The 23,464-nt window shown below is 59.9% G+C and carries 24 protein-coding genes; 13 read left to right on the top strand and 11 right to left on the bottom strand.

Annotation, left to right across the window (positions count from 1 at the left end; translation table 11 throughout):
• The first annotated feature begins 2 nt into the window (after positions 1-2).
• From AB4Z52_RS26565 to AB4Z52_RS26515, 11 genes are all read left to right on the top strand, one after another.
• Entirely contained in the window at positions 3-515 is a 513-nt protein-coding gene (locus tag AB4Z52_RS26565) for a flavin reductase (RefSeq protein ID WP_442220891.1), read from the top strand.
• Positions 516-632: 117 nt separating this feature from the next.
• The gene (locus AB4Z52_RS26560) at positions 633-1,019 is read left to right on the top strand and encodes a 5-carboxymethyl-2-hydroxymuconate Delta-isomerase (RefSeq protein WP_442220890.1); all 387 of its coding nucleotides are present in this window, start codon (positions 633-635) and stop codon (positions 1,017-1,019) included.
• 44 nt (positions 1,020-1,063) lie between these two features.
• Complete coding sequence (gene hpaE, locus AB4Z52_RS26555; protein ID WP_442220889.1) at positions 1,064-2,581, top strand: 5-carboxymethyl-2-hydroxymuconate semialdehyde dehydrogenase; 1,518 nt, start codon at positions 1,064-1,066, stop codon at positions 2,579-2,581.
• Positions 2,582-2,611: 30 nt separating this feature from the next.
• The gene (gene hpaD, locus AB4Z52_RS26550) at positions 2,612-3,592 is read left to right on the top strand and encodes a 3,4-dihydroxyphenylacetate 2,3-dioxygenase (RefSeq protein ID WP_442220888.1); all 981 of its coding nucleotides are present in this window, start codon (positions 2,612-2,614) and stop codon (positions 3,590-3,592) included.
• A gap of 66 nt (positions 3,593-3,658) precedes the next feature.
• Positions 3,659-5,113: an NADP-dependent succinate-semialdehyde dehydrogenase gene (gene gabD / locus AB4Z52_RS26545; protein WP_442220887.1), complete on the top strand. Its 1,455-nt coding sequence runs from the start codon at positions 3,659-3,661 to the stop codon at positions 5,111-5,113.
• A 24-nt stretch (positions 5,114-5,137) separates the two neighbouring features.
• A complete protein-coding gene (locus AB4Z52_RS26540; protein WP_442220886.1) occupies positions 5,138-6,010 on the top strand; it encodes a fumarylacetoacetate hydrolase family protein in 873 nt (290 codons plus the stop codon).
• Positions 6,010-6,813, top strand: coding sequence for a 2-oxo-hept-4-ene-1,7-dioate hydratase (gene hpaH, locus AB4Z52_RS26535; RefSeq protein ID WP_442220885.1), 804 nt, complete (start codon positions 6,010-6,012; stop codon positions 6,811-6,813). Before AB4Z52_RS26540 ends, hpaH begins: the two co-directional genes overlap by 1 nt.
• Positions 6,814-6,824: 11 nt before the next feature.
• Entirely contained in the window at positions 6,825-7,631 is an 807-nt protein-coding gene (gene hpaI / locus AB4Z52_RS26530) for a 4-hydroxy-2-oxoheptanedioate aldolase (protein ID WP_442220884.1), read from the top strand.
• A gap of 167 nt (positions 7,632-7,798) precedes the next feature.
• Entirely contained in the window at positions 7,799-8,587 is a 789-nt protein-coding gene (locus AB4Z52_RS26525; RefSeq protein WP_442220883.1) for an SDR family NAD(P)-dependent oxidoreductase, read from the top strand.
• A gap of 18 nt (positions 8,588-8,605) precedes the next feature.
• Positions 8,606-9,385 (top strand): MoaF C-terminal domain-containing protein, encoded by a 780-nt coding sequence (locus tag AB4Z52_RS26520; RefSeq protein ID WP_442220882.1) that lies wholly within the window; start codon positions 8,606-8,608, stop codon positions 9,383-9,385.
• An 11-nt stretch (positions 9,386-9,396) separates the two neighbouring features.
• Positions 9,397-9,786 (top strand): nuclear transport factor 2 family protein, encoded by a 390-nt coding sequence (locus AB4Z52_RS26515; protein ID WP_442220881.1) that lies wholly within the window; start codon positions 9,397-9,399, stop codon positions 9,784-9,786.
• Between the two features lie 42 nt (positions 9,787-9,828).
• Here the strand turns inward: AB4Z52_RS26515 and AB4Z52_RS26510 are convergent, their stop codons facing one another.
• From AB4Z52_RS26510 to hpaR, 11 genes are all read right to left on the bottom strand, one after another.
• Complete coding sequence (locus tag AB4Z52_RS26510) at positions 9,829-10,770, bottom strand: helix-turn-helix domain-containing protein (protein ID WP_442220880.1); 942 nt, start codon at positions 10,768-10,770, stop codon at positions 9,829-9,831.
• Between the two features lie 11 nt (positions 10,771-10,781).
• Entirely contained in the window at positions 10,782-11,498 is a 717-nt protein-coding gene (locus tag AB4Z52_RS26505; protein ID WP_442220879.1) for an SDR family NAD(P)-dependent oxidoreductase, read from the bottom strand.
• Between the two features lie 15 nt (positions 11,499-11,513).
• On the bottom strand, positions 11,514-12,263 hold the full coding sequence (locus AB4Z52_RS26500; RefSeq protein WP_442220878.1) for an ABC transporter ATP-binding protein: 750 nt from the start codon (positions 12,261-12,263) through the stop codon (positions 11,514-11,516).
• Positions 12,232-12,936 (bottom strand): ABC transporter ATP-binding protein, encoded by a 705-nt coding sequence (locus AB4Z52_RS26495; protein ID WP_442220877.1) that lies wholly within the window; start codon positions 12,934-12,936, stop codon positions 12,232-12,234. The genes AB4Z52_RS26500 and AB4Z52_RS26495 overlap by 32 nt, the downstream gene beginning before the upstream one ends.
• Positions 12,933-13,970, bottom strand: coding sequence for a branched-chain amino acid ABC transporter permease (locus tag AB4Z52_RS26490; RefSeq protein ID WP_442220876.1), 1,038 nt, complete (start codon positions 13,968-13,970; stop codon positions 12,933-12,935). The genes AB4Z52_RS26495 and AB4Z52_RS26490 overlap by 4 nt, the downstream gene beginning before the upstream one ends.
• Positions 13,967-14,833: a branched-chain amino acid ABC transporter permease gene (locus AB4Z52_RS26485; protein ID WP_442220875.1), complete on the bottom strand. Its 867-nt coding sequence runs from the start codon at positions 14,831-14,833 to the stop codon at positions 13,967-13,969. The genes AB4Z52_RS26490 and AB4Z52_RS26485 overlap by 4 nt, the downstream gene beginning before the upstream one ends.
• Before the next feature lie 69 nt (positions 14,834-14,902).
• Positions 14,903-16,156: an ABC transporter substrate-binding protein gene (locus tag AB4Z52_RS26480; RefSeq protein WP_442220874.1), complete on the bottom strand. Its 1,254-nt coding sequence runs from the start codon at positions 16,154-16,156 to the stop codon at positions 14,903-14,905.
• 62 nt (positions 16,157-16,218) lie between these two features.
• A complete protein-coding gene (locus AB4Z52_RS26475) occupies positions 16,219-17,814 on the bottom strand; it encodes a GMC family oxidoreductase (RefSeq protein WP_442220873.1) in 1,596 nt (531 codons plus the stop codon).
• Positions 17,815-17,816: 2 nt separating this feature from the next.
• Positions 17,817-19,223: an aldehyde dehydrogenase family protein gene (locus AB4Z52_RS26470; RefSeq protein WP_442220872.1), complete on the bottom strand. Its 1,407-nt coding sequence runs from the start codon at positions 19,221-19,223 to the stop codon at positions 17,817-17,819.
• A gap of 102 nt (positions 19,224-19,325) precedes the next feature.
• On the bottom strand, positions 19,326-20,312 hold the full coding sequence (locus AB4Z52_RS26465) for a helix-turn-helix domain-containing protein (RefSeq protein WP_442220871.1): 987 nt from the start codon (positions 20,310-20,312) through the stop codon (positions 19,326-19,328).
• 98 nt (positions 20,313-20,410) lie between these two features.
• Positions 20,411-20,932 carry a homoprotocatechuate degradation operon regulator HpaR gene (gene hpaR, locus AB4Z52_RS26460; protein ID WP_442220940.1) on the bottom strand — a complete coding sequence of 174 codons (522 nt, stop codon included), beginning with the start codon at positions 20,930-20,932 and terminating at the stop codon, positions 20,411-20,413.
• Positions 20,933-21,597: 665 nt separating this feature from the next.
• On the opposite strand from hpaR, the gene AB4Z52_RS26455 reads away from it, so the two are divergent.
• Both AB4Z52_RS26455 and AB4Z52_RS26450 read left to right on the top strand, forming a co-directional pair.
• The gene (locus AB4Z52_RS26455) at positions 21,598-22,467 is read left to right on the top strand and encodes a hypothetical protein (RefSeq protein ID WP_442220870.1); all 870 of its coding nucleotides are present in this window, start codon (positions 21,598-21,600) and stop codon (positions 22,465-22,467) included.
• A gap of 49 nt (positions 22,468-22,516) precedes the next feature.
• Positions 22,517-23,095, top strand: a complete 579-nt coding sequence (locus tag AB4Z52_RS26450; protein ID WP_442220869.1) for a YceI family protein — start codon at positions 22,517-22,519, stop codon at positions 23,093-23,095.
• Positions 23,096-23,464 lie beyond the last annotated feature (369 nt).

The raw sequence follows: 23,464 nt of genomic DNA, 5'->3' as shown, positions 1-23,464 counted from the left end.
TCATGGAGGAACCAATCTCGAAAAGCGAGTTTCGCAATGCGATGGCCAGGGTTTGCGCACCGGTCAACGTCATCACCACCAACGGCCCCGCCGGACGCGGCGGGTTCACTGCCACGGCCATGTGCAGCGTCACCGACGAACCGCCGACACTTCTGGTCTGCATGAACAGCCGTTCGGCGCAGACAGGCCTCTTCTTCAAAAACCGGCGTTTCTGCGTCAACGTCCTCACCCAGGAGCACAAGAATCTTGCCGACTTCTTTGCCGGCCAGCGAACGAAGATGGACGAACGTTACGCTGCCGCGGAATGGACCGAGCTCCACTCTGGCAGCCAGGCGCTCAGCGACGCCATCGTCTCTTTCGATTGCCGCCTCACCGAAGCCCGCCTAGTCGGCACGCACCATATCTTCATCGGCGAAGTCATCGATATCCGCAGCCGTAAGGACGGGCACGCGTTGCTCTATTTCGACCGCAACTATGTGCACGTGCCAACACAAGCGGGCAGTTTCGGCGGCTGAGGATCGAGCGTCGCTCCTTTGTCAGCGACTGCAGCAAGCGACGGCGAAAAGGCGCTTGACAGCACTCAATATATTTAACATGTTAATAATAGCAACGGCGACATTCTGGGAGGTCCGATGCCGCATCTCACTGTGGAATATTCCGCCAATCTCGATGGCCGGGCAGATATCGGCGTACTCTGTGATCGCCTGCTACAAGCTGTGCTGTCGACCCGGCTCTTCGAAGTTGGCGCTGTGCGCGTGCGGGCATTTCGCAGCGAACACTATGCAATCGCCGATCAGCTGCCGCAAAACGCCTTCGTGGACATGAACTTTCGCATCGGCACCGGTCGCTCCGCGGAGGAAAAGAAGCGCACCGGCGAGGCTATCTTTGCTGCAGCCGACGAGGTGCTCGCACTCTTGTTCGAGACGCCGCATTTCGCTTTATCGCTCGAAATCCGCGAGATCGATGCGGAGCTGAGCTGGAAGAAGAACGCCATCCACCCGCGACTTCGCGGCAAGTGACAACACCCGCCGCGCGGGATGACATAACATTAAGGGAATAGATGATGTCCAAATTGCAGGAAAACATCGCGAAGGCCGAAACCTATCTGGCACAGTTTAGGGATCGTGGTGTTCTCAACCGCATTAACGGCGAGGATGTCGCAGCCGACGACGGTTCGACTTTTGAGACTATTTCGCCGGTTGATCTGAAACCGCTCGCCACCGTTGCCCGCGGCAAGGCCGACGACATCGACCGTGCTGCGAGAGCCGCCAAAGGCGCATTCGCCGAATGGGCCGCCATGCCGGGTGACGTGCGCAAGACGCTTTTGCACAAGATCGCCGACGCGATCGTCGCGCGCGCCGAAGAAATCGCGTTCGTCGAATGCATGGACACCGGGCAATCTCTGAAATTCATGGCAAAGGCTGCCTTGCGCGGAGCCGAGAACTTCCGCTTCTTCGCCGATCGCGCGCCGGAAGCTCGTGACGGCAAGACGCTGCGCGCCGAAGGTCAGGTGAACCTGACGACGCGCGTGCCGATTGGCCCGGTCGGGATCATCACGCCCTGGAACACGCCCTTCATGCTGTCGACCTGGAAGATCGCGCCTGCGCTTGCCGCAGGATGCACCATCGTCCATAAGCCCGCCGAATTCTCGCCGCTGACGGCGCGCCTGCTCGTCGAAATCGCCGAAGAGGCCGGCCTGCCGAAGGGCGTGTGGAACCTTGTCAACGGCTTCGGCGAGGATGCCGGTCGCGCGCTCACTGAACATCCGCTGATCAAGGCGATCGGTTTCGTCGGCGAAAGCCGCACCGGATCGATGATCATGAAGCAGGGCGCCGACACGCTGAAGCGGGTGCATTTCGAGCTCGGCGGCAAGAACCCGGTGGTGGTGTTTGCCGATGCCGATCTCGAGCGCGCCGCCGATGCCGCCGTCTTCATGATCTATTCGCTGAACGGCGAACGCTGTACCTCGTCCTCGCGCCTGCTGGTCGAAGAAAGCGTCTATGACAAGTTTACTGCGATCGTCGCCGACAAAGCCAAGCGCATCAAGGTGGGGCATCCCCTTGATCCGGAAACGGTCATCGGCCCGCTGATTCACCCGGTTCATGAAAAGAAGGTGCTGGAATATGTCGCGATCGGCAGGTCGGAAGGTGCAACCCTTGCGACCGGCGGCGAGAAGGTCAATGGCCCGGGCGGCGGTTGCTATGTCTCTCCCACCCTGTTTACGGGTGCCAACAACAAGATGCGCATCGCCCAGGAGGAAATCTTCGGGCCGGTACTGACCGCCATCCCGTTCACGGACGAAGCCGATGCGCTTGCCCTTGCCAACGACGTTCAGTATGGCCTGACCGGCTATCTCTGGACATCAGATGTCACCCGCGCCTTCCGTTTCACGGATCATCTCGACGCTGGCATGATCTGGGTGAATTCGGAAAACGTCCGCCACCTGCCGGCCCCCTTCGGCGGCGCGAAGAATTCCGGCATCGGCCGCGACGGGGGCGATTGGTCCTTCGATTTCTACATGGAAACCAAGAACATCGCCTTCGCGACCAAGCCGCACGCCATCCAGAAACTCGCCGGCTGAGCCGATAGCACGCATAAGGAGGAGGAACACATGTCCCTGCCAAAACCCAATCTCTATCCGCCCTTCAACATCGTGCGCCTCAGCCATGTCGAATTCGGCGTCACCGATCTTGCCAAATCACGCGCCTTTTATGTCGACACCCTCGGCCTACAGGTGACCGACGAGACGGCGGACACAATCTACCTACGCGCACTCGAAGAACGCGGCCATCACTGCATTGTGCTGCGCAAGTCCGACAAGGCGGAGGCCCGCGACCTCGGCTTCAAAGTGTTTGACGAAGAAGAGCTCGACAAGGCGGCACATTTCTTCAAGGACAAGGGCCTACCGGTGGAATGGATTGAACGGCCTTATCAGGCGCGGACTTTCCGCACCCGCGACCCCCTTGGCATCCCGCTCGAATTCTATTCGAAGATGGATCGCCTGCCGCCGATTCACCAGAAATACGCCCTTTACAGAGGCGTCAAGCCACTCCGCATCGACCATTTCAACTGCTACTCGACCAATGTCGACGAAAGCGTCGCCTTCTACAACGAGATCGGTTTCCGTGTCACCGAATATACTGCTGACGAGGAGACCGGCCGCCTCTGGGCCGCCTGGACGCATCGCAAGGGTGGCGTCCACGACATCGCATTCACCAATGGTCGCGGTCCGCGGCTGCACCATACCGCCTTCTGGGTGCCGACGCCGCTCAACATCATCGACTTGCTCGATCTGATGGCGACCACGGGCTGGGTTTCCAACATCGAGCGCGGCCCGGGACGCCACGGCATCTCCAACGCCTTCTTCCTCTATATCCTCGATCCGGACGGCCACCGTATCGAGATCTATTGCTCGGACTACCAGACCGTCGATCCCGACCTGGAACCGATCAAGTGGGACCTCAAGGATCCCCAGCGTCAGACACTTTGGGGCGCACCCGCTCCCAAATCCTGGTTCGAACATGGTAGCCTGTTCGCCGGCGCGGACGTGTCGGAGCCAGATCTGAAGGCACAGCCGATTATCGCGCCTTAAGCGTTTACCATGAGAGCGGGCGAGAACGCCCGCTCCTTTCAACGTTCGCCAGGCGAGGAGATGGTCATGAAATTGAAGGACGCAACACTGTTCCGGCAGGCTGCATTGGTCGGCGGCGAGTGGATCGAGGCCGATCCCTCCAATGCGATCAAGGTCGACAATCCGGCAACGGGTGACATTATCGGCCTTGTTCCCAATCTGGGTGCTGCCGAGACCAAGAAAGCGATTGCCACAGCCGAGATCGCCCAGAAGGAATGGGCCGCCCGGACCGCGAAAGAACGCTCGGCGATCCTGCGGCGCTGGTTCGAGCTGATGATGGAAAACCAGGATGATCTCGGACGCATCCTGACAGCCGAACAGGGCAAGCCGCTCGCAGAGGCCAAGGGCGAGATTGCCTATGGCGCCAGCTTTGTCGAATGGTTTGCCGAGGAGGCCCGCCGTGTCTATGGCGACATCATTCCCGGCCACCAGAAGGACAAGCGCATTCTGGTCATGAAGCAGCCGATCGGCGTTGTCGCTGCCATCACTCCCTGGAACTTCCCGAACGCCATGATCACCCGCAAGGCCGGTCCGGCCTTTGCCGCCGGCTGCGCCATGGTGCTAAAGCCGGCCTCACAGACGCCGTTTTCGGCTATCGCGATTGCAATCCTCGCCGAACGTGCCGGCCTGCCCAAGGGCCTGTTCAGCGTGATCACCGGATCAGCGCGCGCGATCGGCGCCGAGATGACCGCAAGTCCCATCGTGCGCAAGCTGACCTTCACCGGCTCGACCGAAGTCGGTGCCGAGCTCTACAAGCAGAGCGCGCCGACCATCAAGAAGCTGGGGCTTGAGCTTGGCGGCAACGCACCCTTCATCGTGTTTGATGATGCCGATATCGACGCCGCCGTCGAAGGCGCGCTGATTGCCAAATTCCGCAACAACGGCCAGACCTGCGTCTGCGCCAACCGCCTCTATGTGCAGGATGGCGTCTACGATGCCTTTGCCGACAAGCTCGCAAAGGCTGTCGGCGCGCTGAAGACCGGCAACGGCTTCGACGAGGGCATCAATCTAGGTCCGCTGATCGACGCGGCGGCTCTTGCCAAGGTCGAGGAGCACGTCGCCGATGCGCTTTCCAAGGGCGGTCGCGTGGTTGCCGGCGGGCATCGTCATCCGCTCGGCGGACGCTTCTACGAGGCGACCGTGCTGGCCGACGTCACTCCGGCCATGGCCGTTGCTAGGGAAGAGACCTTCGGGCCGGTCGCCCCCCTCTTCCGCTTCAAGGACGAGACCGATGTCATTGCTCAGGCCAATGATACCGAGTTCGGTCTTGCCTCCTATTTCTACGCCAAGGATCTCGCCCGTGTCTTTCGGGTCGCCGAAGCGCTGGAATACGGCATGGTCGGCGTCAATACCGGGCTGATCTCGACGGCCGAAGCCCCCTTCGGCGGCGTCAAGCTCTCCGGCCTCGGCCGCGAGGGATCCCGCTACGGAATCGAGGAATTCACCGAAATTAAATATGTCTGCCTCGGCGGGATAGCCTGAGGCCAAGAGCAGGGCCATGACAGCATGATCAATCCAAGATTCCTCTCGTTTTCGAGAAACGGCCGTCATGGTTACGGGCTTGCAGTCGACAGCGGTGTCGTCGACCTTTCGGCCCGCCACGGGGCAACATGGCCGACCCTGCGCGAGGTGATTGAGGCCGGCCGCCTCGGGGAACTCGCCGAGGAAGGCAAGGCACTGAAGCCGGATTTTGCGCTGGACGAAGTCCGCGTCGAGATCCCCATTCCGTCGCCGGAAAAAATCATCTGCGTCGGGGTCAACTTCCCCGACCGCAACGAGGAATACAAGGACGGGCAAGCAGCGCCGTCCAATCCCTCGCTCTTCATCCGCTTTCCTCGCTCGTTCACCGGGCACGAGCAAGCGCTGATCCGGCCGCCGGAAAGCCCGCAACTCGACTATGAAGGCGAGATCGTCATCGTCATCGGCAAGGGTGGCAGACGGATTACCGAGGCCGATGCGTTCTCCCACATCGCAGCCTTGTCGCTCTGCAATGAAGGCACGATCCGTGACTGGGTGCGCCATGCGAAGTTCAACGTCACCCAGGGCAAGAATTTCGACAACACCGGCTCGATCGGCCCGTGGCTGATCCCGTTCACCGACGCCGCCCAGCTCGAGGACATCAAGCTGACAACCCGCGTCAATGGCGAAGTGCGTCAAAGCGACCGCACCAGCCGGATGATCTTCTCCTTCAGCAAGATTATCAACTACATCTCCACCTTCACCACGCTGGTGCCGGGCGACGTCATCGTCACTGGCACACCGACGGGGGCCGGCGCGCGTTTCGATCCGCCGATCTGGCTAAAGCCCGGCGATGTTGTCGAAGTCGAAGCCGACGGCCTCGGCATCCTGAAAAACACCATCGCCGACGAGGTGCTCTGATGCTGTCGAAGAATGAAATCCAGGCAGCGGCCGAAAGCCTCGATCACGCCGAGCGCACCCGCGCCCAGACCGGGCTCCTGTCCCTGAAACATCCCCAGATGACCATGGATGACGCCTATGCCATCCAGAGCGCCTGGGTTGAGAAGAAGATCGGCGCTGGGCGCAAGCCGATCGGCTGGAAGATCGGGCTGACATCGAAGGCGATGCAATATGCGCTCAACATCAGCATCCCCGATTCCGGCGTGCTCTTCGACGACATGATCTTCGAGGACGGCTCAACCGTGCCGGCCGACCGTTTCATCCAGCCGCGCATCGAAGCGGAAATAGCCTTCGTCATGAAGGCGCCGCTCAAGGGGCCGAACGTGTCGATCTTCGACGTCCTCAACGCCACCGACTACGTGACCCCCGCCCTCGAAATCCTCGACACCCGCATCCTTCGCGTCGATCCGGAGACGAAGAAGGCGCGCACGATCGTCGACACCATCTCCGACAACGCCGCCAATGCCGGCATCGTTACCGGTGGGCGCGCCGTGCGGCCCGACCAGATCGACATGCGCTGGATGGGCGCGATCGTCAGCCGCAACGCTGAGGTCGAAGAGACCGGCCTTGGCGCCGGAGTCCTCAATCAGCCCGCCCGCGGCATCGCATGGCTTGCCAATCGACTGGCGCTGTATGGCGACGGGATCGAGGCCGGCCAGATAGTGTTGGCCGGATCATTTATCCGCCCGATCGAGGCACGGCACGGTGACACGATCAATGCCGACTTCGGCCCGTATGGGTCGGTCAGCCTGTTCTTTGCATAAAGGAGCGAAACATGCCTGCGCCCAAGAACCTCTTCAAACAGGCCCTGAAGGAAGGGCGGGCGCAGATCGGCCTCTGGCAGGCGCTCGCCAACCCCTACACGGCCGAAATCTGCGCCGGCGCCGGTTACGACTGGCTGCTGCTCGACGCTGAACACGCGCCGAACGACGTGCCGCTTCTCGTCTGGCAACTGCAGGCGATGAAAGGCACGACAAGCCATGCGGTGATCCGGCCGCCCATCGGCGAGACCTGGATCATCAAGCAGATGCTTGATATCGGCGCTCAGACCCTGCTGATCCCGATGGTCGAGAGCAGGGAAATGGCGGAGACATTGGTCAAGGCGGTGCGCTATCCGCCGCATGGCGTGCGCGGTGTCGGCGCGGCCCTTGCCCGGGCCTCTGCCTTCAATCGGATTCCCGATTATCTTCCGACCGCCAATGACGAGATTTGTCTTTTGCTGCAGGTAGAAAGCCGCGCTGGGCTCGAAGCACTCGATGCCATCGCTTCGACCGAGGGTGTCGACGGCGTCTTCATCGGACCCGCTGATCTTGCCGCCGATATGGGTTATCTCGGCAAGCCGGGCGCGCTGCAGGTCCAGGCAGAGGTCGAAAAGGCACTCGCCAGAATTCAGTCTCACGGCAAGGCGGCAGGCATCCTGATCGGCGATCTCTCCCTTGCAAAGCGCTATCTCGAGCTTGGCGCCACGTTTGTCGCGATCGGCAACGACGTCACGCTGCTTGCCAACGCGACGACTAAACTCCTCGACGATTTCAGCAATGCGGAAGCCGCCAGACCACCGGCGGACGCAAAGGTCTACTGATCGCTGACGATGCCTCCCCTGGCATCGCGTGACTAGTGCCTTCGTCACGCAAATTTTCGGCACCGGCGGATAGATTGTACACGCTCAGTCAAAAGAGACTGCACAGCTGGACACGACGCCTCTGCCTGTATCGGCCATGATGATCATGAAAGCCAAGAGGAGGAAACATGCGTTTCAAGAACAAGTCTGCCCTGATTACCGGTGGCGGCACCGGCATCGGCGCGGCGGTCGCTCGCCGCATTCGACAGGAGGGCGGCAATGTCGCGCTTGTCGGGCGCCGTCCGGAACCGCTTCGCAGCGTTGCTGACGAGATCGGCGCTACCATCGTTGCGGCCGATGCGGCCGATGGCGCAGCGATGAAGGCTGCCGTCGAGACGATCGTCGAGACCTTCGGCGGCCTTGATATCCTGATTGCCAATGCCGGCGGGCACGGCGTCGGGCCGACGGTCAGCATGTCGGACGAGACATGGGATCTGGCCGTACGACTCAATCTCAACACCGCGTTTGTCAGCGCCCGCGAATCCCTGCCCCATCTCATCAAGAGCAAGGGCAACATCGTCGTTCTTGCTTCGATCGCCGGTCTATTTGCCGGGCCCGACGCCGCAGGCTACGTCACCATGAAGCATGGCTGCATCGGGCTTGCGAAATCGCTGGCACGAGATTACGGCCGTAAGGGCGTGCGCACCAACTCCGTCTGCCCCGGCTGGGTGACGACGGCGATGGCCGACGAGCAGATGGAATTTATCGTCGAAAAATTCAAGCTGAAGAACGTCGAGGAGGCCTATGCCCTCGTCACCAAGGACGTGCCGCTCGGACGGCCGGCGACAGCCGAAGACGTCGCCAATGCAGTCTGTTTCCTGGCTTCGGCCGAGGCATCGATGATCAACGGCGCGATCCTGACCGTCGATGGTGGCGCCGGCACTGTCGACCTGCCGACACTGGCATTCGCGGACTAATATGAGGAGGAGATACCGATGAACCAGAATCCCAAAGACTGGAAGACCTACGACCAATTCGCCTACGGCATCGACACCAACCGGTTGCCTGCAACGGAGGCACTTGGCGGCTCATCCCACAAGATCGGCTTCGAGGACGGCCGCAAGCTAGAACTTTCCTTTAGCAAAGGCGAGGTCAAGTGGTCGGACGGCGGGGAAAGCGCGACCGACAAGGCGGACGTGATTGAGGTCGCGCCGAAAACCTATTTCGTCGAGATTGTCTTTGCCGGGCGCCCCAAGGAAGCGGAAACGCTCATCTTCAACATCGAGACTCGTCGAGCGCTTTCCATCTATTCGATCGTTCGCGATGCCACGGATGCCGTTGGCGAACCGCAGGTGGCGCAGATCTTCCGGCCCGGCGTCGTCGACGGCGGCACGGCAAGCGGGCCGGTGCCGCACGAAAGCCGGGATCTGATCGGACTTCGGGCGCACTTCACCTACAGCCCCAATCATGTCTACGAGCACACCTATCTGTCGTCGCAGCGCTATGCCTGGCAATGCCTCGTCGGCGTTCAGCGCGGCCATGGCGATGTCGACCTGACCACGACCTACAAGTTCGACGAAAACCTGTACGTCTTCACCTTCCGGGAGTTCAAGATCGCGGTCGCCTCGACATTTTTCTACAATTTCAATGACATGCGATCGACTGGCAAGTTCCTGGGCATCACCGGCGACGGGCGCATCCAGAACAGTCCCGCCGGCGCCTTCATCCGCAAGGCCTCGATGACCTATTACCTACCCGGCCAGGAACCAGTGTGAAGGACAGCACCATGCGAACAGCTTTCGATATCGTAAAGGCACACTACGACGCCAACGACCGTCGCGACATGGACGGCATGCTTGCCGACATCGCGCCCGATTGCCACTGGACGGAGATGGATGGCTTCCCCTGCGCCGGCACCTATGTCGGCCCCCAGGAAATCTTCAGGAATGTCTTTCAGGCGCTCGGGCAGGCGTTTGATGGATACAGCTTCAAACTGGAACGCCTTCTTGATGCCGGCAATGATGTGGTGGCCGTCGGCAACTATAGCGGTACGCACAAGCAAACAGGCAAGGCCTTCAACGCTCGTGTGGTGCACGTCTGGAGCGTCGCAGGCGACAAGATCCGGCGCTTCGAGCAGTTTACCGATACGCTGAGAGTGGCTGAATCCATGCGGTAATCAATCGAGGCGGCCCTGCGGCACAAAGCCGGGTCGCCTTACCTATGAGAGCCTTGCCTTGCGCCATTGCGACGGCGAAGCGCCATAGCGATTGCGGAACGCCCTTGAAAAATGCGCGCTCGACGAAAAGCCGAGCGCAAAGGCGATTTCGGATATTTCGCCCGCATAGCCCCCCGCTTCGCGCAGTTGCGCCTGAGCTCTCTGCAGACGCAGATCCCAGATGTAGTCCGAAGGCGTCAGGCACTCGACTTCGAACGCGCGATAGACGTAACGCACCGAGCAGCCCATGCGGCGCGCGATCACACTGACGGTCAGATCGGGTCGCGCGAGATTGCGATCGACAAAGTCTTTGATGCGTTCAAGCAGAAGATCCAGCGGGTTGCAGATCGACCTAGCCGGCTGTGCGTCGCCACCGACCATACTGCGAACGAGTTCGATCATCGTCCGTCCGACGCTGAAGCGTCGCGCTGTGTCCAGATGATCAATCTCGTGCATAGACGAGTCCATCAACGACAACAGAATGCGGCACATTCCATCCTGCGTGGCGTGCGGCACGAACGGCGTCGCTAGTCTCTCGACTGCGGCGGGGGGCAGCGCATGACGCGGCAATTGCAACAGCAGTTGCCGGACCGAGGTGCTGTTGGTCAGTATATACGGGCGGCGTGGATCATAAATGACCAGCGCGTGGGCTGAAACCGGCGCCTGCAAGCCGCCTTGGGTAAGCGCTGCGCTGCCTTCCGTCTGCATGATTAGTTTGATCGCGTCTGGATCATCAGGCCCTGCCGTCACTTTGTCGCCGAAAACGATATGCCGGTCTGCCTCCAGCCGCGTCAGTCGGCATGCACCCAGCATGGCCGACACCATCCTGCTCTTGTTCTCATCCGCCGCGCTGAAGTCGAGTCGAATATTCCCGAACAGGTTGCGAGCCAAACCCGCAAACTCCTGCCCCGTGGCGCTCTCGACATGTTGGTGTACCGCAGCCATGATCGAAGTCCTCAGGAGGTGAGATATCCACCATCGACCGGCAGGCAGGCGCCCGTGACGTAGCGTGCCGCTTCAGAAGACAGGAAGACAATCACATCGGCGATCTCCTCGGCCGCACCCCATCGACCGGCCGGAATGCGCCGCAGGATCGGTGCGGAGGCCCCCTCGTCGGCAAATAAAGCACGGCTCAAGGGTGTAACGATCCAGCCCGGCGCGACGGCGTTTACGCGAATACCCGCCTGCGCATATTCTTGCGCCAGGGATTTGGTCAATTGCACGATGGCACCCTTGCTTGCCGCATAAGCTGGGCGGTCGGCAGCGCCGAAGGTCGAATACATCGACGCAATATTGACCATCGATGACCCCGGCTGCATGCGCGGACGCGCCAGCTGGCAGCAATCCATGACCGATGTCAAATTGATCGCCATCACCTCGTCGAATGCCGCTTTCGACCATTCGCCCCGATCGCGACTGACACCGGTGCAATTGACCAAAACATCGATCGCTTCGACCGACGAGAAAAACGCCTCCACCGCGCCAGGCTTCAGCACGTCGACTTCATGGCTTTCGATCCGCGGGCCGGAAGGCGCCGACGATACTCCAAGCCCAAAGCTCAACACGCGCGCACCAAGACTGGCAAAACGTTGGACGCTCGCAGCACCTATGCCCGATGTGCCGCCGGCTACAACAACCGTTCGCCCGGCAAAAAGATCGGCGGAAAACGTCATGGAAGCTCCTTCGTTTCAACTGGCAAGATAGGCGCCGTGGAGAATGTCCGGCCGTGCTTTCAGCGCGGCCGCTGTGCCAACAAAGACGAGACGCCCGCGTTCCAGAACGAGCGCCTGATCGGCGAGATCAAGCGCGAGATTGGCGAATTGCTCTATCAGCAGCACGCCGATGCCGCTGGCGGCTGCGATCTTCAGGGCTTCAGCCAGACGCTTGACGACGGCGGGTGCAAGACCGAGCGACAGCTCGTCGACGATCATGAAGCGAGGCTTGGCGACAAAAGCCTGCGCCATCGCCACCATCTGCTTCTGCCCGCCGGAAAGATCTGACGCTGATTGGCTACGCCGCTCGGCAAGCTCGGGAAAGATCTCATAGGCTCGCTTCAGCCCTTGTGCGCGCCCTATCGCCGAGGGATCGAGTGCAGCCACGAGGATATTGTCCTCCACGGAGAGCTGCCCAAGCACGCGATGCCCTTCCGGAACGAGTGCGAGGCCCGCGCGGCGAACTCCGTCGGGCATATATCCCTCGAGTGCGATGTCGCCCAGACGCACCGTCCCGCCGCGGGGTAGAACGCCGGCCATAGCCATGACCGTGCTCGATTTTCCAGCCCCGTTGGCGCCGAGCAATGTCGTAACCTTGCCGGCCGTGACCGAGAAGGAAATATCGTGAATGACCCGCTTGCCGCCGCGCTCGACGGTGAGGCCTTCGACACGGATTTCGGATGGCTCGCTCAAGTCAAAACTCCCCCAGATAGGCACGCCGCACATTGGGATCGGCAAGCACTGTATGCGTCGGACCGAGAGCGAGAAGCTTTCCGTAGTCCAGCACCATGGTCTCGCTGCACATGGAACGGATGAGATCGACGTCGTGGTCGATAATCAGAACCTGCGCCCTGAATTCCACCGGAATACGGAGCACCAGTTCGCGAAACGTCTTGCCCTCCTCTTCGCTCAGCCCTGCAGCCGGCTCATCGAGCAGTATGAGCCTCGGTTCGCCGACCACGCATTTTGCAAGCTCCACGAGACGTCGCTGAAAGAGATTGAGCGACTGCCCCAGCCGATCGGCGATCGTCGCGAGCCCGACGAAAGCGAGAGCCTGCTCCACGGCACTCGAACGATTTCGGGCAGCGACGACGTGGTCGGCGATTGCGGCAATGTTGCCGGAAACTGTCAGATCTTCGACGACCTGTTCGGTCTGGAATGAGCGACGCAAGCCTGCCCGCACGCGCTCTAGCGGCGACATCGCAAGCAACGCTTGTTCGCCAAGCGAAACTGTCCCTTGAACCGGCTTGACGAAGCCGGAGAGCACGTTCAGCAGCGTGGTTTTGCCGGCACCATTTGGGCCGATAAGGCCAGCGACCGGCGCGTTCAGAACGGCGCTGAGCTCGTTGATTGGCCGGACGCCGCCGAACTGCACGACGAGGTTGTCGATCTTGATCATCGCCCCCTCCCTTGCGAAAGCCTATCGCTTAGCCAGGCGACCAGGACTGATATCTGACCGGCAATGCCGGTGGGCGCGGTCGCCAGTGCATGAAAGAGGGCCATTCCGAAAATCCCGATCGTGACATAGCCATCGATGCCAAGATCGGTCAGCAACGCCGGTACTGCCCGTAACAGCAGGCCAGCAATCAGTGCACCGTACCAGTTGAAGACGCCACCGACGACGGCAAGCGCAAAGAGATTGAGGCTGTCGAAAGCGCCGAAGGCACGCCCATCAAGCTGGCCCACATTGCCGGCGAGCAGGCCGCCGGCAATGCCGGCGAGAAAGCCGCTCAATGTGAAAGCCCAGGCCTTGTACGTCAGGACGTTGACGCCGCTTGCGATCGCAACGGTCTCGCCTTTGCGGATCAGCGCCCAGGCCCGGCCCGGACGCGCAAGCTTGTGCCACTGCGCAATCAGCAGCCCGATCGCAGCCGCGCCACAAACATAGAGAAAGTAGGCAACTTCTCCCTCGGCCATTGCAGGCCTTGCCAGCATCTCACGCCCAGAACCGTCAGCCCGGCCGAGGAATCCGTACCCGCCATCGGGAAAACCCCAAGCGCTGATGACGATTTGGAAGGCGCCGGCCAACATCAGCGTAACGAGTGCAAGATAGAGGCCACGCAGGCGTAGCGCCGGCACACCGAATGCCAATCCCACCACCGAAGCAACGGTTCCACCCGCAAGCAGGCTGATCTCGAAGGGTGGATGAAAGGCATGGCCGACACGAAGCGTCACCCAGCCGCCGACGCCAACAAGTGCAAATTGGCAAAGGGAAACCAGACCGAGCTGGCCGTATAGTATGGCAAGCCCGGCAGCCGAAAGCGACAGCGCAACGGCTGATGTTGCAGCCGACAGCCAGAAGGAATTGGCGATGCAGGCGACGACGAGCGAAAAGACCGCCATCGTCACCGGGACATGCAGAAGCTGCTTGGGCAGGCGCACCATCGAAAGGCCTTCGGCGTTGGGGACGATTGATTGCTCCTGAACGGTCATCGGTCTTTCAACGCGGCTTTCGCCGTGCCTCCCAGGATCGTGACTGCGACAAGGGCGATGATGAAGGGTGCCGCCGCGCGGTAGGGCGATATCCAGGCAATCGGCGTCAGCACGGCCTCGGCGATACCTATCAAGATGCCGGCGGCAGCGGTTTCCCAAAGCGACCGCAACTGGCCGAGGATCGCTGCTGCAATCGCCGGTATGACCAACAAGGTTAGAAACGTGCCCTGCAAGCGTACGAGGTCGGCAAGTAGCAAGCCGGCAAGACCGGAAAAGATGCCTGTGATGATCCAGGCGGCCGTCTCGGTATAGAGAATGCGTACGCCAAGCACGGCGCTGAGATCGCGATCATTGGCAAGTGCGCGCATATCAAGGCCAAGGCGCGTACGGCTCAACAACATCGTGATCGCGATGACCATGACGATGGCAAGAAGTATGGCGATGATGCGCGTGAAGGTAAGACGTACGGCAAAGACCGAGACGAACATCTGATCGGTCGGATATTGCAGGCGGCGTGGCAGCTCACCCCACACAACGCCCATGACCGCAATCAGGACGAGAGCAGGTGCCAGTGTTCCAACGGCCCGCACGACGGTGTCGCGATGCGATAGCATAGGGGCGAATATCCGGCCGTATAGAAAGCTGATCGCTGTCGAGACGGCAACGGCCGCAACGATGGCAAAAGAGAGCGGCATTTTCCACTCAAGCAATTGCCAGGCGCAATGTGCGCCGATCGCACCGAATGCTCCGAAAGCGAAATTGAGAACGCCGGTAGCGCGAAATAAAACAACAAGACCGACGCCGGATAACGCGTAGACCGCGCCAATCCCAAGCCCGGAAATAATGAAAGGCAGAATGTTCATTGGTCGATCCTCTTGGGTCGCTCGGTTCCGCGGCGTTGCAGCCGCGGAACGCGATGGCAGACGCCAGGGTCAGTTGATGCCAGCGGACTTTTCGAAGGCATGGATGTCCTTGAGCTCAGGATCCGGCGACGGCGCGCAGTCGGAGACGACTTTCCATTTGCCGCCTTCGCTGACGGCCATGCGCGTCGTTGAATTGGCATTGTGGCGTTGCTGGCCGTCGCCGAAATACCAGGCAGCGCAGAAGATATCGCTTTTGAAATCCTTGATCTGGCGGACGGCGGCAGATGCGGTCTCACGGTTGACCTTGGCGGGATCAAGCGTCATCAGGGCTTTCTCAGCAATCCGTGCAGCCAGGTAGCCAGCCTGTGCGAAGGTGTCGCGCGGGTCAGATTTCTGGCCGTACTGGTCCATAACGGCCAGCCAGTTCTGATTATCGGGCGTCGCTGCTTCCAGATCGTTGAATTCCATGTTGACGGTAAAGTTGCCGTCCCAGCCGGCACCAATCGTACCAGGCACCGATAAATCATAGGCCGAGGCGGCGCTTAAGAACTTGATCGTCTTGTTGAGCCCCTGCTCTTCAGCGGCCGTTAGAAGCGGCACGGTAACACCCTTTGGAAGCCCCAGGATGATCGCATCCGGTTTGAAGGCCGCAGCCTGCAAGATCGTCGATGTGGAATCGGCGGTGCCGGGATCCATCAGTATCGTTTCAGCCGTCAGGCCTTTTTCCTTGGCAAGCTGCGCAATCCCATCGCAGGACCAGGTACCGACATTTGGAATATTCGGACCGATGCAGACGACCGACTTGGCTTTCAACTTGTCGAGCGCATAACCCATCGCGCCCAACATGGAGACACGCGGCCCAGCATTGGTCGGCGCATAATTCTCCGCAAAGTAACATTCGCGCGGTACGCCGACGCCTGCAATAACAAGAATGCCTGACTTTTTATAGAAGTCGGCATTGGCACCGCATTCGACGAAGCTCGAATTGCCGACCATCAATACGGCCTTTTCGTCGTTGACGAGCTTGGCCGCCAGCTGCGCGGCGATCTCCGGATTCCACTGGTCATCCTCGACGATATATTTGACCGGCCGCCCCTTAATGCCGCCATTGGCGTTCAGGCAGTCAAAATAGGCCTTGGCAGCCTTGGTGGAATTTGAGAAATCGTCCGGCCCGGTCTTGCCGGTGATGGCGCCGATAATGATCGGCTCGCCGCTTGCCGCCTTGCCGCTATTGTCGCCGCAAGATGCGGCGGCATGCGCACTGAACGCCGAAATGAGCGTCAGAAAAAGGCCGATTGCCAGCCCTTGTAGATTGATAGACATAGTCTCCTCCAGTTTGTTTCTCCCCGCTCCCCACGGGGGTGTTCAACTCAACAATCTCCGCGTCAGTCGGAAATTGCCTTTCCGGTCATGAAGGCGGCAGCCCTTGCCGCAATCATCATTGTTGGTGCGTTGGTGTTACCTGAGACCAGTGTGGGCATCACCGAGGCGTCGCAGACACGCAGGCCCTCGATGCCGCGCACCTTCAGATCCGGTCCGACGACGGTCAGTCGATCGTCGTCCCGGCCCATGCGGGCCGTGCCAGCCGGATGGAACACGGTTTTTGCCGACTGGCGTATGTAGTCGCGCAAGGCGGCCGGATCATTTTCGACACCGGACTTCGGCAGCACGCGGCGCTTGACCAATTTGGCAAGGGCTGGCGCATCGAGGATGCGGATCGCCGTCTCGACGCCGCGCACCAAGGTGTCGATATCGGCGGGATCAGAAAGCAGATTTGCGTTGAAATCCGTCTGATCTTTAGGATCGGCACTTTTCAGCCGGATCCAGCCCCGGGACCGCGGCCGCAAATAGCACGGGCCAATACTAAGACCATGACCAGGCTCGGGGTCACGATCGACGAAGCCGATCAAGACGGGCAGGACATGAAACTGGACGTCCGGCTGCCCGGTGCCGGCGGTATCGACGAAACCACCGCACTCGACGACATTGGAGGACAGCAGCCCGCTATGCGATGTCAGATAACGCAGCATGTGGCCGGCGGCCCGCAGACCCTTGTCGTGGCCGAGGATCGAAATCGGCTCATACGTTTCGCCCTGCACCGGCACTTCCAGATGGTCCTGATAGTTGGCCCCGACGCCTGGAAGGTCGGCGACGACCTTGATGCCGAGGGAAGAAAGGTGCTCCCCGTCGCCAATGCCTGACAATTGCAGGATCTTCGGTGTCGCAATAGCGCCGGCTGTGAGCGCGATTTCCCGCGTCGCCTTGAATATCGTGCCATCGAACAGCTCGACACCGACTGCCTTTTGCCCTTCGAACAGGATGCGGGCGACCTTGCGTTGCGTCAGCACGGTCAGGTTCGGCCGCTTCTCCGCTTCGCGCAGGAAGGCCTGAGCCGAGCTCCAGCGCCGGCCGCCATAGGTGGTGCTCTGATAGAATCCGACGCCACCCTGATCGGCGCCATTGAAGTCGTCATTGTGGGGGATGCCGATTTCAGTGGCGGCCCTGATGAAAGCTTCGCTCAATGGATGGCGGTGGCGTGGATCGGAGACGCGCAGACCACCCTTCTTGCCATGGAAATGCCCGTTTAGCCGCTCGTTGTTTTCCAGTGAACGGAAGGCTGGAAGCACGTCGTCATACGACCAGCCCTGGCAGCCCATTTGTGACCATGTGTCGTAGTCGTTGCGATGGCCGCGAATATAGATCATCGCGTTCACCGAGCTGCCGCCGCCAAGGACATTACCCTGTGGGATGATGCTCGGCCGTCCGTTCAAGCCCTTGTCGGGGTTGGAGGCATAGGGGTGGATATCGATACCCTTGCCCAGCACCTTGAAAAAAGTGGCCGGAATATGGATCCACGGATCGGAGTCACGTCGGCCGGACTCGATTAGCAACACCTTGTGTACCGGATTTTCCGAAAGCCGGTTGGCAAGCACACAGCCTGAGGAGCCGCCACCGACGATAATGTAGTCGAAGGTCGCCATGGTCAGCTCAGCACCGTCTGGATCGTCGTGAATTCCTTCAAGCCTTCGGCGCCGAACTCGACACCGATGCCCGACTGCTTCACGCCTCCGAAAGGCGCGTTGGGCTGGATCGTGCCGTGCTTGTTGATCCAGACCGAGCCGCATTCGAGCTGCATCGCATAGTGCTTCGCCTTCTCGACATCACCGGACCAGACTGAGCCGCCGAGACCGGCCGGATTCTGATTGGCGCGCGCGATCACCTCTTCGATATCGCTATAACGGATGATCGGCAGGGCCGGACCGAATTGCTCTTCATCGACGAGGCGTATCCCGTGATCGACATCGGCAACGAGCGTGATCGGGTAGAAATGGCCGGGCCGGTCCATCGGCGCGCCGCCGGTCAGGATGCGGCCGCCATGGGCACGAGCGTCTTCGACGAGATCTCGCACCTTGTTGAACTGCATATTGTTCTGCACCGGGCCGAGAATGCTTGCCTCGTCCAGCCCATCGCCGACAGTGATCTTGGCGGCGTAGTCGGCAAGGCCGCGGCAGACTTCTTCATAAATGCTGTCGTGCACATAGAGGCGCTTCAGCGCCGCGCAGGTCTGGCCGTTGTTGATGAAAGCGCCCCAGAAGAGCCCCTCGACAATGGCCTTCGGATCGGCATCGGGCAGAACGATACCGGCATCGTTGCCGCCAAGCTCCAGCGTCAACCGTTTCAAGGTCGCGACCGCCGAGGCCATGACCTTCTTGCCGGTCTCGGTCGAGCCGGTGAATGTCATCTTGGAGATGCCCGGATGGGCGGACAGGGCAGCGCCGATGTTGTTTTCGCCGGTGATCACGTTGACGACACCGGGCGGCAAGACCTCGTTCATGATCTCGACGAGACGGATGGTCGAGAGCGGCGTTAGAGGCGATGGCTTGATGACGACCGCGTTGCCGGCCCGGACCGCCGGAACGATATGCCAGCAGGCGATCATGACGGGCCAGTTCCAGGGTGTAATCGACCCGACGACGCCGATCGGCTTGCGGTGCAGCTCGACGCGGCCTTCGCTGTCGTCCTGCAGGATCTCAATAGGCAGCTCCAGCTCGGCAGTGTGTCGGGTCCAGGCGAGCGCGGCGCCGATCTCGAAGCGCGAACCGAGGCCGTTGAGCGGCTTGCCCTGCTCTCGGGTCAGAATCTGGGCAAGTTCCTCGGCATGTTCGCTGATCTTCTCCGCGACGGCCCGGCATGCTTTGGCGCGCTCTTCGTCCGAAACATGCGACCAGGTCTTGAAGGCCTTGCCGGCAGCGGCGACTGCCTGGTCGAGGTCTGCTTCGGTGCCAAGCGGCATATAGCCGACGACTTCTCCATTCGACGGATTTGCGACCGGTGCATGCTGGGACGTGGCGACAGCCTCGCCGCCGATAAGCAGGGTATACTGCTTCACGATATTCTCCTCCCGTGACTTTCGGGAGGACTATGACTTTTGCCGCAAAACCCGTCTTGGGGAGAAACGCGCCTCGTCTTGGACTGGAGCGCAGACTGCGCGTCAGTCCAGTTTAAGTGCTGTCTCTACGGAGCGGAGCAGCTCGCTTGGCGCACAATCGAACAGTTCCTTGAAGCTGCGATTGAAATAGGAAATGTCGTTGAAGCCGGCCGAATAAGCGACTTCGGCGATGGTCGTGGGATTGCGCCGCTCTTTAAGCTGTTCGATCTTCTCGCGCGCAAAGCGCAGGCGCTTGTCGCGGATAACGGTCGTGCAGGTCATACCCATCCCCTGGAAATCCTGCTGCAGGGTGCGGATCGAGACGCCTAGCCTTGTCGCTAGCCACTTGGCATTAAGCTCAGCCTTTGTGAGATGTCGGTCGATCAGAATATCGACCATTTGCATGCGTTTGCTTGCACTATCGTGCAACGAATTCAAACTTGCCGTCTGGCTACCAGTCGATAGGAACGCCTGACGGGTCGTATCGAACATCAATTGGCGAAGATATGGCGACGCCGCTTCACTGTCCGGCGTCGTCATCATCTTGGCGATCAACGCGCGCAGCATCATCGCCATCGGATCGCTGGCAACAAGCTTGCGGGCCACATCGAAGTCCATCCTGCTGTCCGAATACATCAATTGACGCGGCAGATGCAGAGACAGATGATTGGAGAAGTGGCCCTGGAAATAGAAGCTGGTCGGTCGCGTGGAATCCACGAGAATGCATTCGCCGACATCGAGGATATTTTGCCGGCCGGAATGTTCCACACCGCAGGCTCCCTCGAGCTGCAGGATCAGGAACAGATGTTCATTGGCATCTCGACGAATGTCATCCCAATCGCGACGAACATAATCGAGATCGTTGGAGACGTGCGCAAACTCCATGCCGCAAACGTCGATGCGGCTCGCGGTGCCGATGACGCTATCGCCACGTTCCATCGTATGCGGGTTGAAATTTCCGCAAATGTTCTGAAGGTCGTCTACCCATTGATCGTAGGGTGTGGGTGACCATGTCCGGTCAACGAGGTTACGGTCCTGCAATAGATCCAACTCTGCCTCCCAACAGCGTTAGTACTGCTGAAGATTGCTACAGATCACTTGGCAGGTCAATCAGATACTTAACATATTAATGAAATTGAACCAGATGCTCACTCCTCGCCAACTGATCCGTTCACCGCCTTCAGCAATGCCAGCTCTTCCAGCAAATCGAGAAGCTCCTCCACACGTTTCGCCCCAAAGCGGCCGTCAATATCGGCATAGACCTTGAGACTCTCCGGCAGGACATCTTCTACGAGCGCCTGACCGACCGGCGTAATCTGGAGCAAGACCCGCCTGCCATCGGCATTATCCTTGTGCTTTGTAATAAGGCCGCGCTGCTCAAGCGAGCGGATCATCCGCGTGAGGCTGGGCGCCAAAATGGAGGCCTTGTCCGCCACCTCCGTTGCATCGAGTTTGCCCGCCTCAAAGAGAATACGAATGACCCGCCACTGCTGTTCGGTGACATCGTGTGCAGCCAGGATCGGTCGAAAATGACTCATCACCGCCTCTCTGGCGCGCAGCAGGCTGATGGCAAGAGACCTCCGTCGCTCTTGCAATGACCGCCTCGCCGCTAACGAGGGCGTTTCAAGTTCACCATACCGCCCATTCTTCATGCGAGTTCTATCGTACATTTTCCCCGATCGCGCAATTCTCGAATGTTCTCCACCGGTCCAGAGCACCTGACGGAAAGTTGAAGACATGTCCATCATCGTGGAATGACTGACCATAAGCGCACTGGCTTGGTTCATGCGGCATGCACTAAGTATGGGCAAAATTCTCTTCACCTATGTGTGGTGGGAACCCTTTAGGAACTCAGGCAGCGGCGTCATTGTCTAAGTCATGCCTTTCGCTGCTACTCGTCCCGCTAATTTCTGTCGAAAACCAGCCTCGAACCTTGCGTAGATCATCTGCATTCCAATGAAATTGGGAAATAGAATCGACGCCCCTCCCTTAAATTATACCTTCTGCCGGCACACCCGTTGCGCGGATTTCACTGCCGCAATTTCTGCAAGGACGGAGAGTGCGAGTGTGTTGGGCATCCCTGGCTTTTGCGATGGTCCGACAGTCTCTCCTACGCGATCGGTGTCCCGTTCGAGCTTCGCAGGCCCGCGCCGCGGGTCAGAATCCGCCATGGGCAGCATCTTCTGTCTTCGATTTGGGCAGGCTTGACCGTTCGCGATTCTCGAACAGTTTGTTATCAATGTCTCACAATTAAACCAAGATAGTACACTTGTTAAATAAAATGCGCGCTTGTATCGTCCCGGCCGACAATGGTTCGGCTTTGGGAGATCCAACCGTGATAGAGCAGCTTCTGTTGACGACCGTCGGGGTGCCGTTTCTTCTTGGCGTCGTCGTCGCATTGGCCTCGGTCATCTTTCCTGACAGACGCGGGCTTATCACCGCCCTGCTGATCCCGCTCGCAGCCGTTGCCATCCACTTGATGCTTGAAGGCATGCCGGCGCTCCCACCCGTCGCGGCGAAGCAAAAGCTCCCAATTATTCTGTTCTTCGGCGCAAGTATCTTCGCGGTTCTTGCGCTTGTGCGCAGATCGCTGTCGGTTGCGGTTAACACCATGCTGGCTGGCATCGCCCTCGCCCTTTCGGGCTGGTTACTCGGCAAGAACGTGCTGCTTGCCAGTTCGCCCAAATCCATCGTCGTTCTCGTCGTCTTCGTGGTCGCGACCGCCGCGATAGGTCCCGCCGTCGCAGTGCGGGCCGGTGCGCGCCGCGGGGAACCGTCGGTGCTGGCGGCTGCCTTGCTTGGCGTCTCTATTGCGGCAGCACTTTCGGCAGCCCTTGGGGCATTCGTCGGCATGGCGCAAATCGACGGCGCACTCGCAGCCCTCACCGGCGGTTGGCTGCTGGTGAACTATGTTCGCTATCTCATGGGCAATGACGACGCGCTCGCGCTGCGCGGTTTCGAAGGCCTTTCCTTTGCCTGTGTGATTGCCGTCCATCTGATCATGACAGCGCTTTTCGCGCCGAAGGCGGAGCCCGCCGCAGTCGTACTGGCGGCTTTGCCCCTCGTCGTTGCCGCTGTCATCGTTGTCGGGGGTGTCACCTTCGACCGACTTCCGCGGTTCCTTCGACCCGTTGCAGCCGGTGCTGCAGCTGCCGTTCCGGCCGCCATCTCTATCGCCATCGCCGCCGTCCTATTTCAGGGATGAGGCTCGACCAAGGTTCAGGACATGCTGGACTAACCAGAGGAGAATACCAATGAAATTCACAACTCTAGTCGTGGCCTTGACCGGCGCACTCTTTGCAGGATCTGCCTTTGCCGCGGATACATATGATGTCGACCCGACGCACGCCTGGGTCTCCTTCAAGACAAATCACGCAGGCTGGTCGAATGCCCACGGGATCTTCAAGACGGTTGCGGGCACGATTTCTTTCGACAAGAGCGACATTGCGAAAAGCTCAATCTCGCTGAAGCTCGACGCCAATAGCATCGACACGAACTTCGATCAGCGCAATTCCGACTTGAAGAGCCCCGATTTCCTCAATGTCGAGGAGTTCCCCGACGTCACCTTCACCAGCACGAAGATCGAAAAGACCGGTGACAAGACCGCCAAGGTCACCGGCGACCTGTCGCTTGCCGGCACGGTCAAGCCGGTAACCCTGGATGTGACCTGGAATGCCGAGTCCCCGCTTCCTTGGGATGCCAAGACCGTCAAGACCGGTTTCTCTGCAACTGGTAAGTTCAGTGGCCTCGATTTCGGCCTGAAGAAAATGACGGACTTCGGCCTCGGTCCGGACCTCGCGCTCGACATCGATGTCGAAGCCATCAAGAAGTAACGACATTCCTTTTGAATTTAACCAAAGCAGTCGGGATACGCATTCCGGCTGCCCGTTTCGGTGCCGAACTGATCTGGGTTCGGAACAGGCTTCACCGCTCCGCCGAGCGCGCCCTGCCGAGGGCATTTTTCGCGACTACCCCTGATTGCGTAGAGTTGATTGCCGAGGAGCCTCGATGCAATCTACCGATATCGGGAGATTGACTCGCAACTTTTGCTTGCTCAAACGGTGTGCCCAAAAGCGCGGAAATCACGTACTCGGTGGTTGAACAGGCGTTTCTGCCGTGTCAATCGTACACAGGAAATCCACCCGCCCTGCTACGTGAAATGGTAGAAACACATATTGTCCCGGTAAATGGTTACCTGAAAT

This window comes from Rhizobium sp. 2YAF20 (assembly GCF_052114685.1).
In the GTDB taxonomy this organism is placed as follows: Bacteria; Pseudomonadota; Alphaproteobacteria; order Rhizobiales; family Rhizobiaceae; genus Rhizobium.
This window is presented reverse-complemented; position numbering and strand designations above follow the sequence as displayed.

Coding starts and splice junctions, on each gene's coding strand:
- AB4Z52_RS26510 (WP_442220880.1), bottom strand. CDS start 10,770: ATGGCTGCGGTACACCAACATGTCGAGAGCGCCACGGGGCAGGAGTTT.
- hpaD (WP_442220888.1), top strand. CDS start 2,612: ATGTCCCTGCCAAAACCCAATCTCTATCCGCCCTTCAACATCGTGCGC.
- hpaH (WP_442220885.1), top strand. CDS start 6,010: ATGCTGTCGAAGAATGAAATCCAGGCAGCGGCCGAAAGCCTCGATCAC.
- AB4Z52_RS26505 (WP_442220879.1), bottom strand. CDS start 11,498: ATGACGTTTTCCGCCGATCTTTTTGCCGGGCGAACGGTTGTTGTAGCC.
- AB4Z52_RS26450 (WP_442220869.1), top strand. CDS start 22,517: ATGAAATTCACAACTCTAGTCGTGGCCTTGACCGGCGCACTCTTTGCA.
- AB4Z52_RS26495 (WP_442220877.1), bottom strand. CDS start 12,936: ATGATCAAGATCGACAACCTCGTCGTGCAGTTCGGCGGCGTCCGGCCA.
- AB4Z52_RS26490 (WP_442220876.1), bottom strand. CDS start 13,970: ATGACCGTTCAGGAGCAATCAATCGTCCCCAACGCCGAAGGCCTTTCG.
- AB4Z52_RS26500 (WP_442220878.1), bottom strand. CDS start 12,263: ATGTGCGGCGTGCCTATCTGGGGGAGTTTTGACTTGAGCGAGCCATCC.
- AB4Z52_RS26515 (WP_442220881.1), top strand. CDS start 9,397: ATGCGAACAGCTTTCGATATCGTAAAGGCACACTACGACGCCAACGAC.
- AB4Z52_RS26520 (WP_442220882.1), top strand. CDS start 8,606: ATGAACCAGAATCCCAAAGACTGGAAGACCTACGACCAATTCGCCTAC.
- hpaE (WP_442220889.1), top strand. CDS start 1,064: ATGTCCAAATTGCAGGAAAACATCGCGAAGGCCGAAACCTATCTGGCA.
- AB4Z52_RS26480 (WP_442220874.1), bottom strand. CDS start 16,156: ATGTCTATCAATCTACAAGGGCTGGCAATCGGCCTTTTTCTGACGCTC.
- AB4Z52_RS26475 (WP_442220873.1), bottom strand. CDS start 17,814: ATGGCGACCTTCGACTACATTATCGTCGGTGGCGGCTCCTCAGGCTGT.
- hpaR (WP_442220940.1), bottom strand. CDS start 20,932: ATGTACGATAGAACTCGCATGAAGAATGGGCGGTATGGTGAACTTGAA.
- hpaI (WP_442220884.1), top strand. CDS start 6,825: ATGCCTGCGCCCAAGAACCTCTTCAAACAGGCCCTGAAGGAAGGGCGG.
- AB4Z52_RS26540 (WP_442220886.1), top strand. CDS start 5,138: ATGATCAATCCAAGATTCCTCTCGTTTTCGAGAAACGGCCGTCATGGT.
- AB4Z52_RS26560 (WP_442220890.1), top strand. CDS start 633: ATGCCGCATCTCACTGTGGAATATTCCGCCAATCTCGATGGCCGGGCA.
- AB4Z52_RS26525 (WP_442220883.1), top strand. CDS start 7,799: ATGCGTTTCAAGAACAAGTCTGCCCTGATTACCGGTGGCGGCACCGGC.
- gabD (WP_442220887.1), top strand. CDS start 3,659: ATGAAATTGAAGGACGCAACACTGTTCCGGCAGGCTGCATTGGTCGGC.
- AB4Z52_RS26565 (WP_442220891.1), top strand. CDS start 3: ATGGAGGAACCAATCTCGAAAAGCGAGTTTCGCAATGCGATGGCCAGG.
- AB4Z52_RS26485 (WP_442220875.1), bottom strand. CDS start 14,833: ATGAACATTCTGCCTTTCATTATTTCCGGGCTTGGGATTGGCGCGGTC.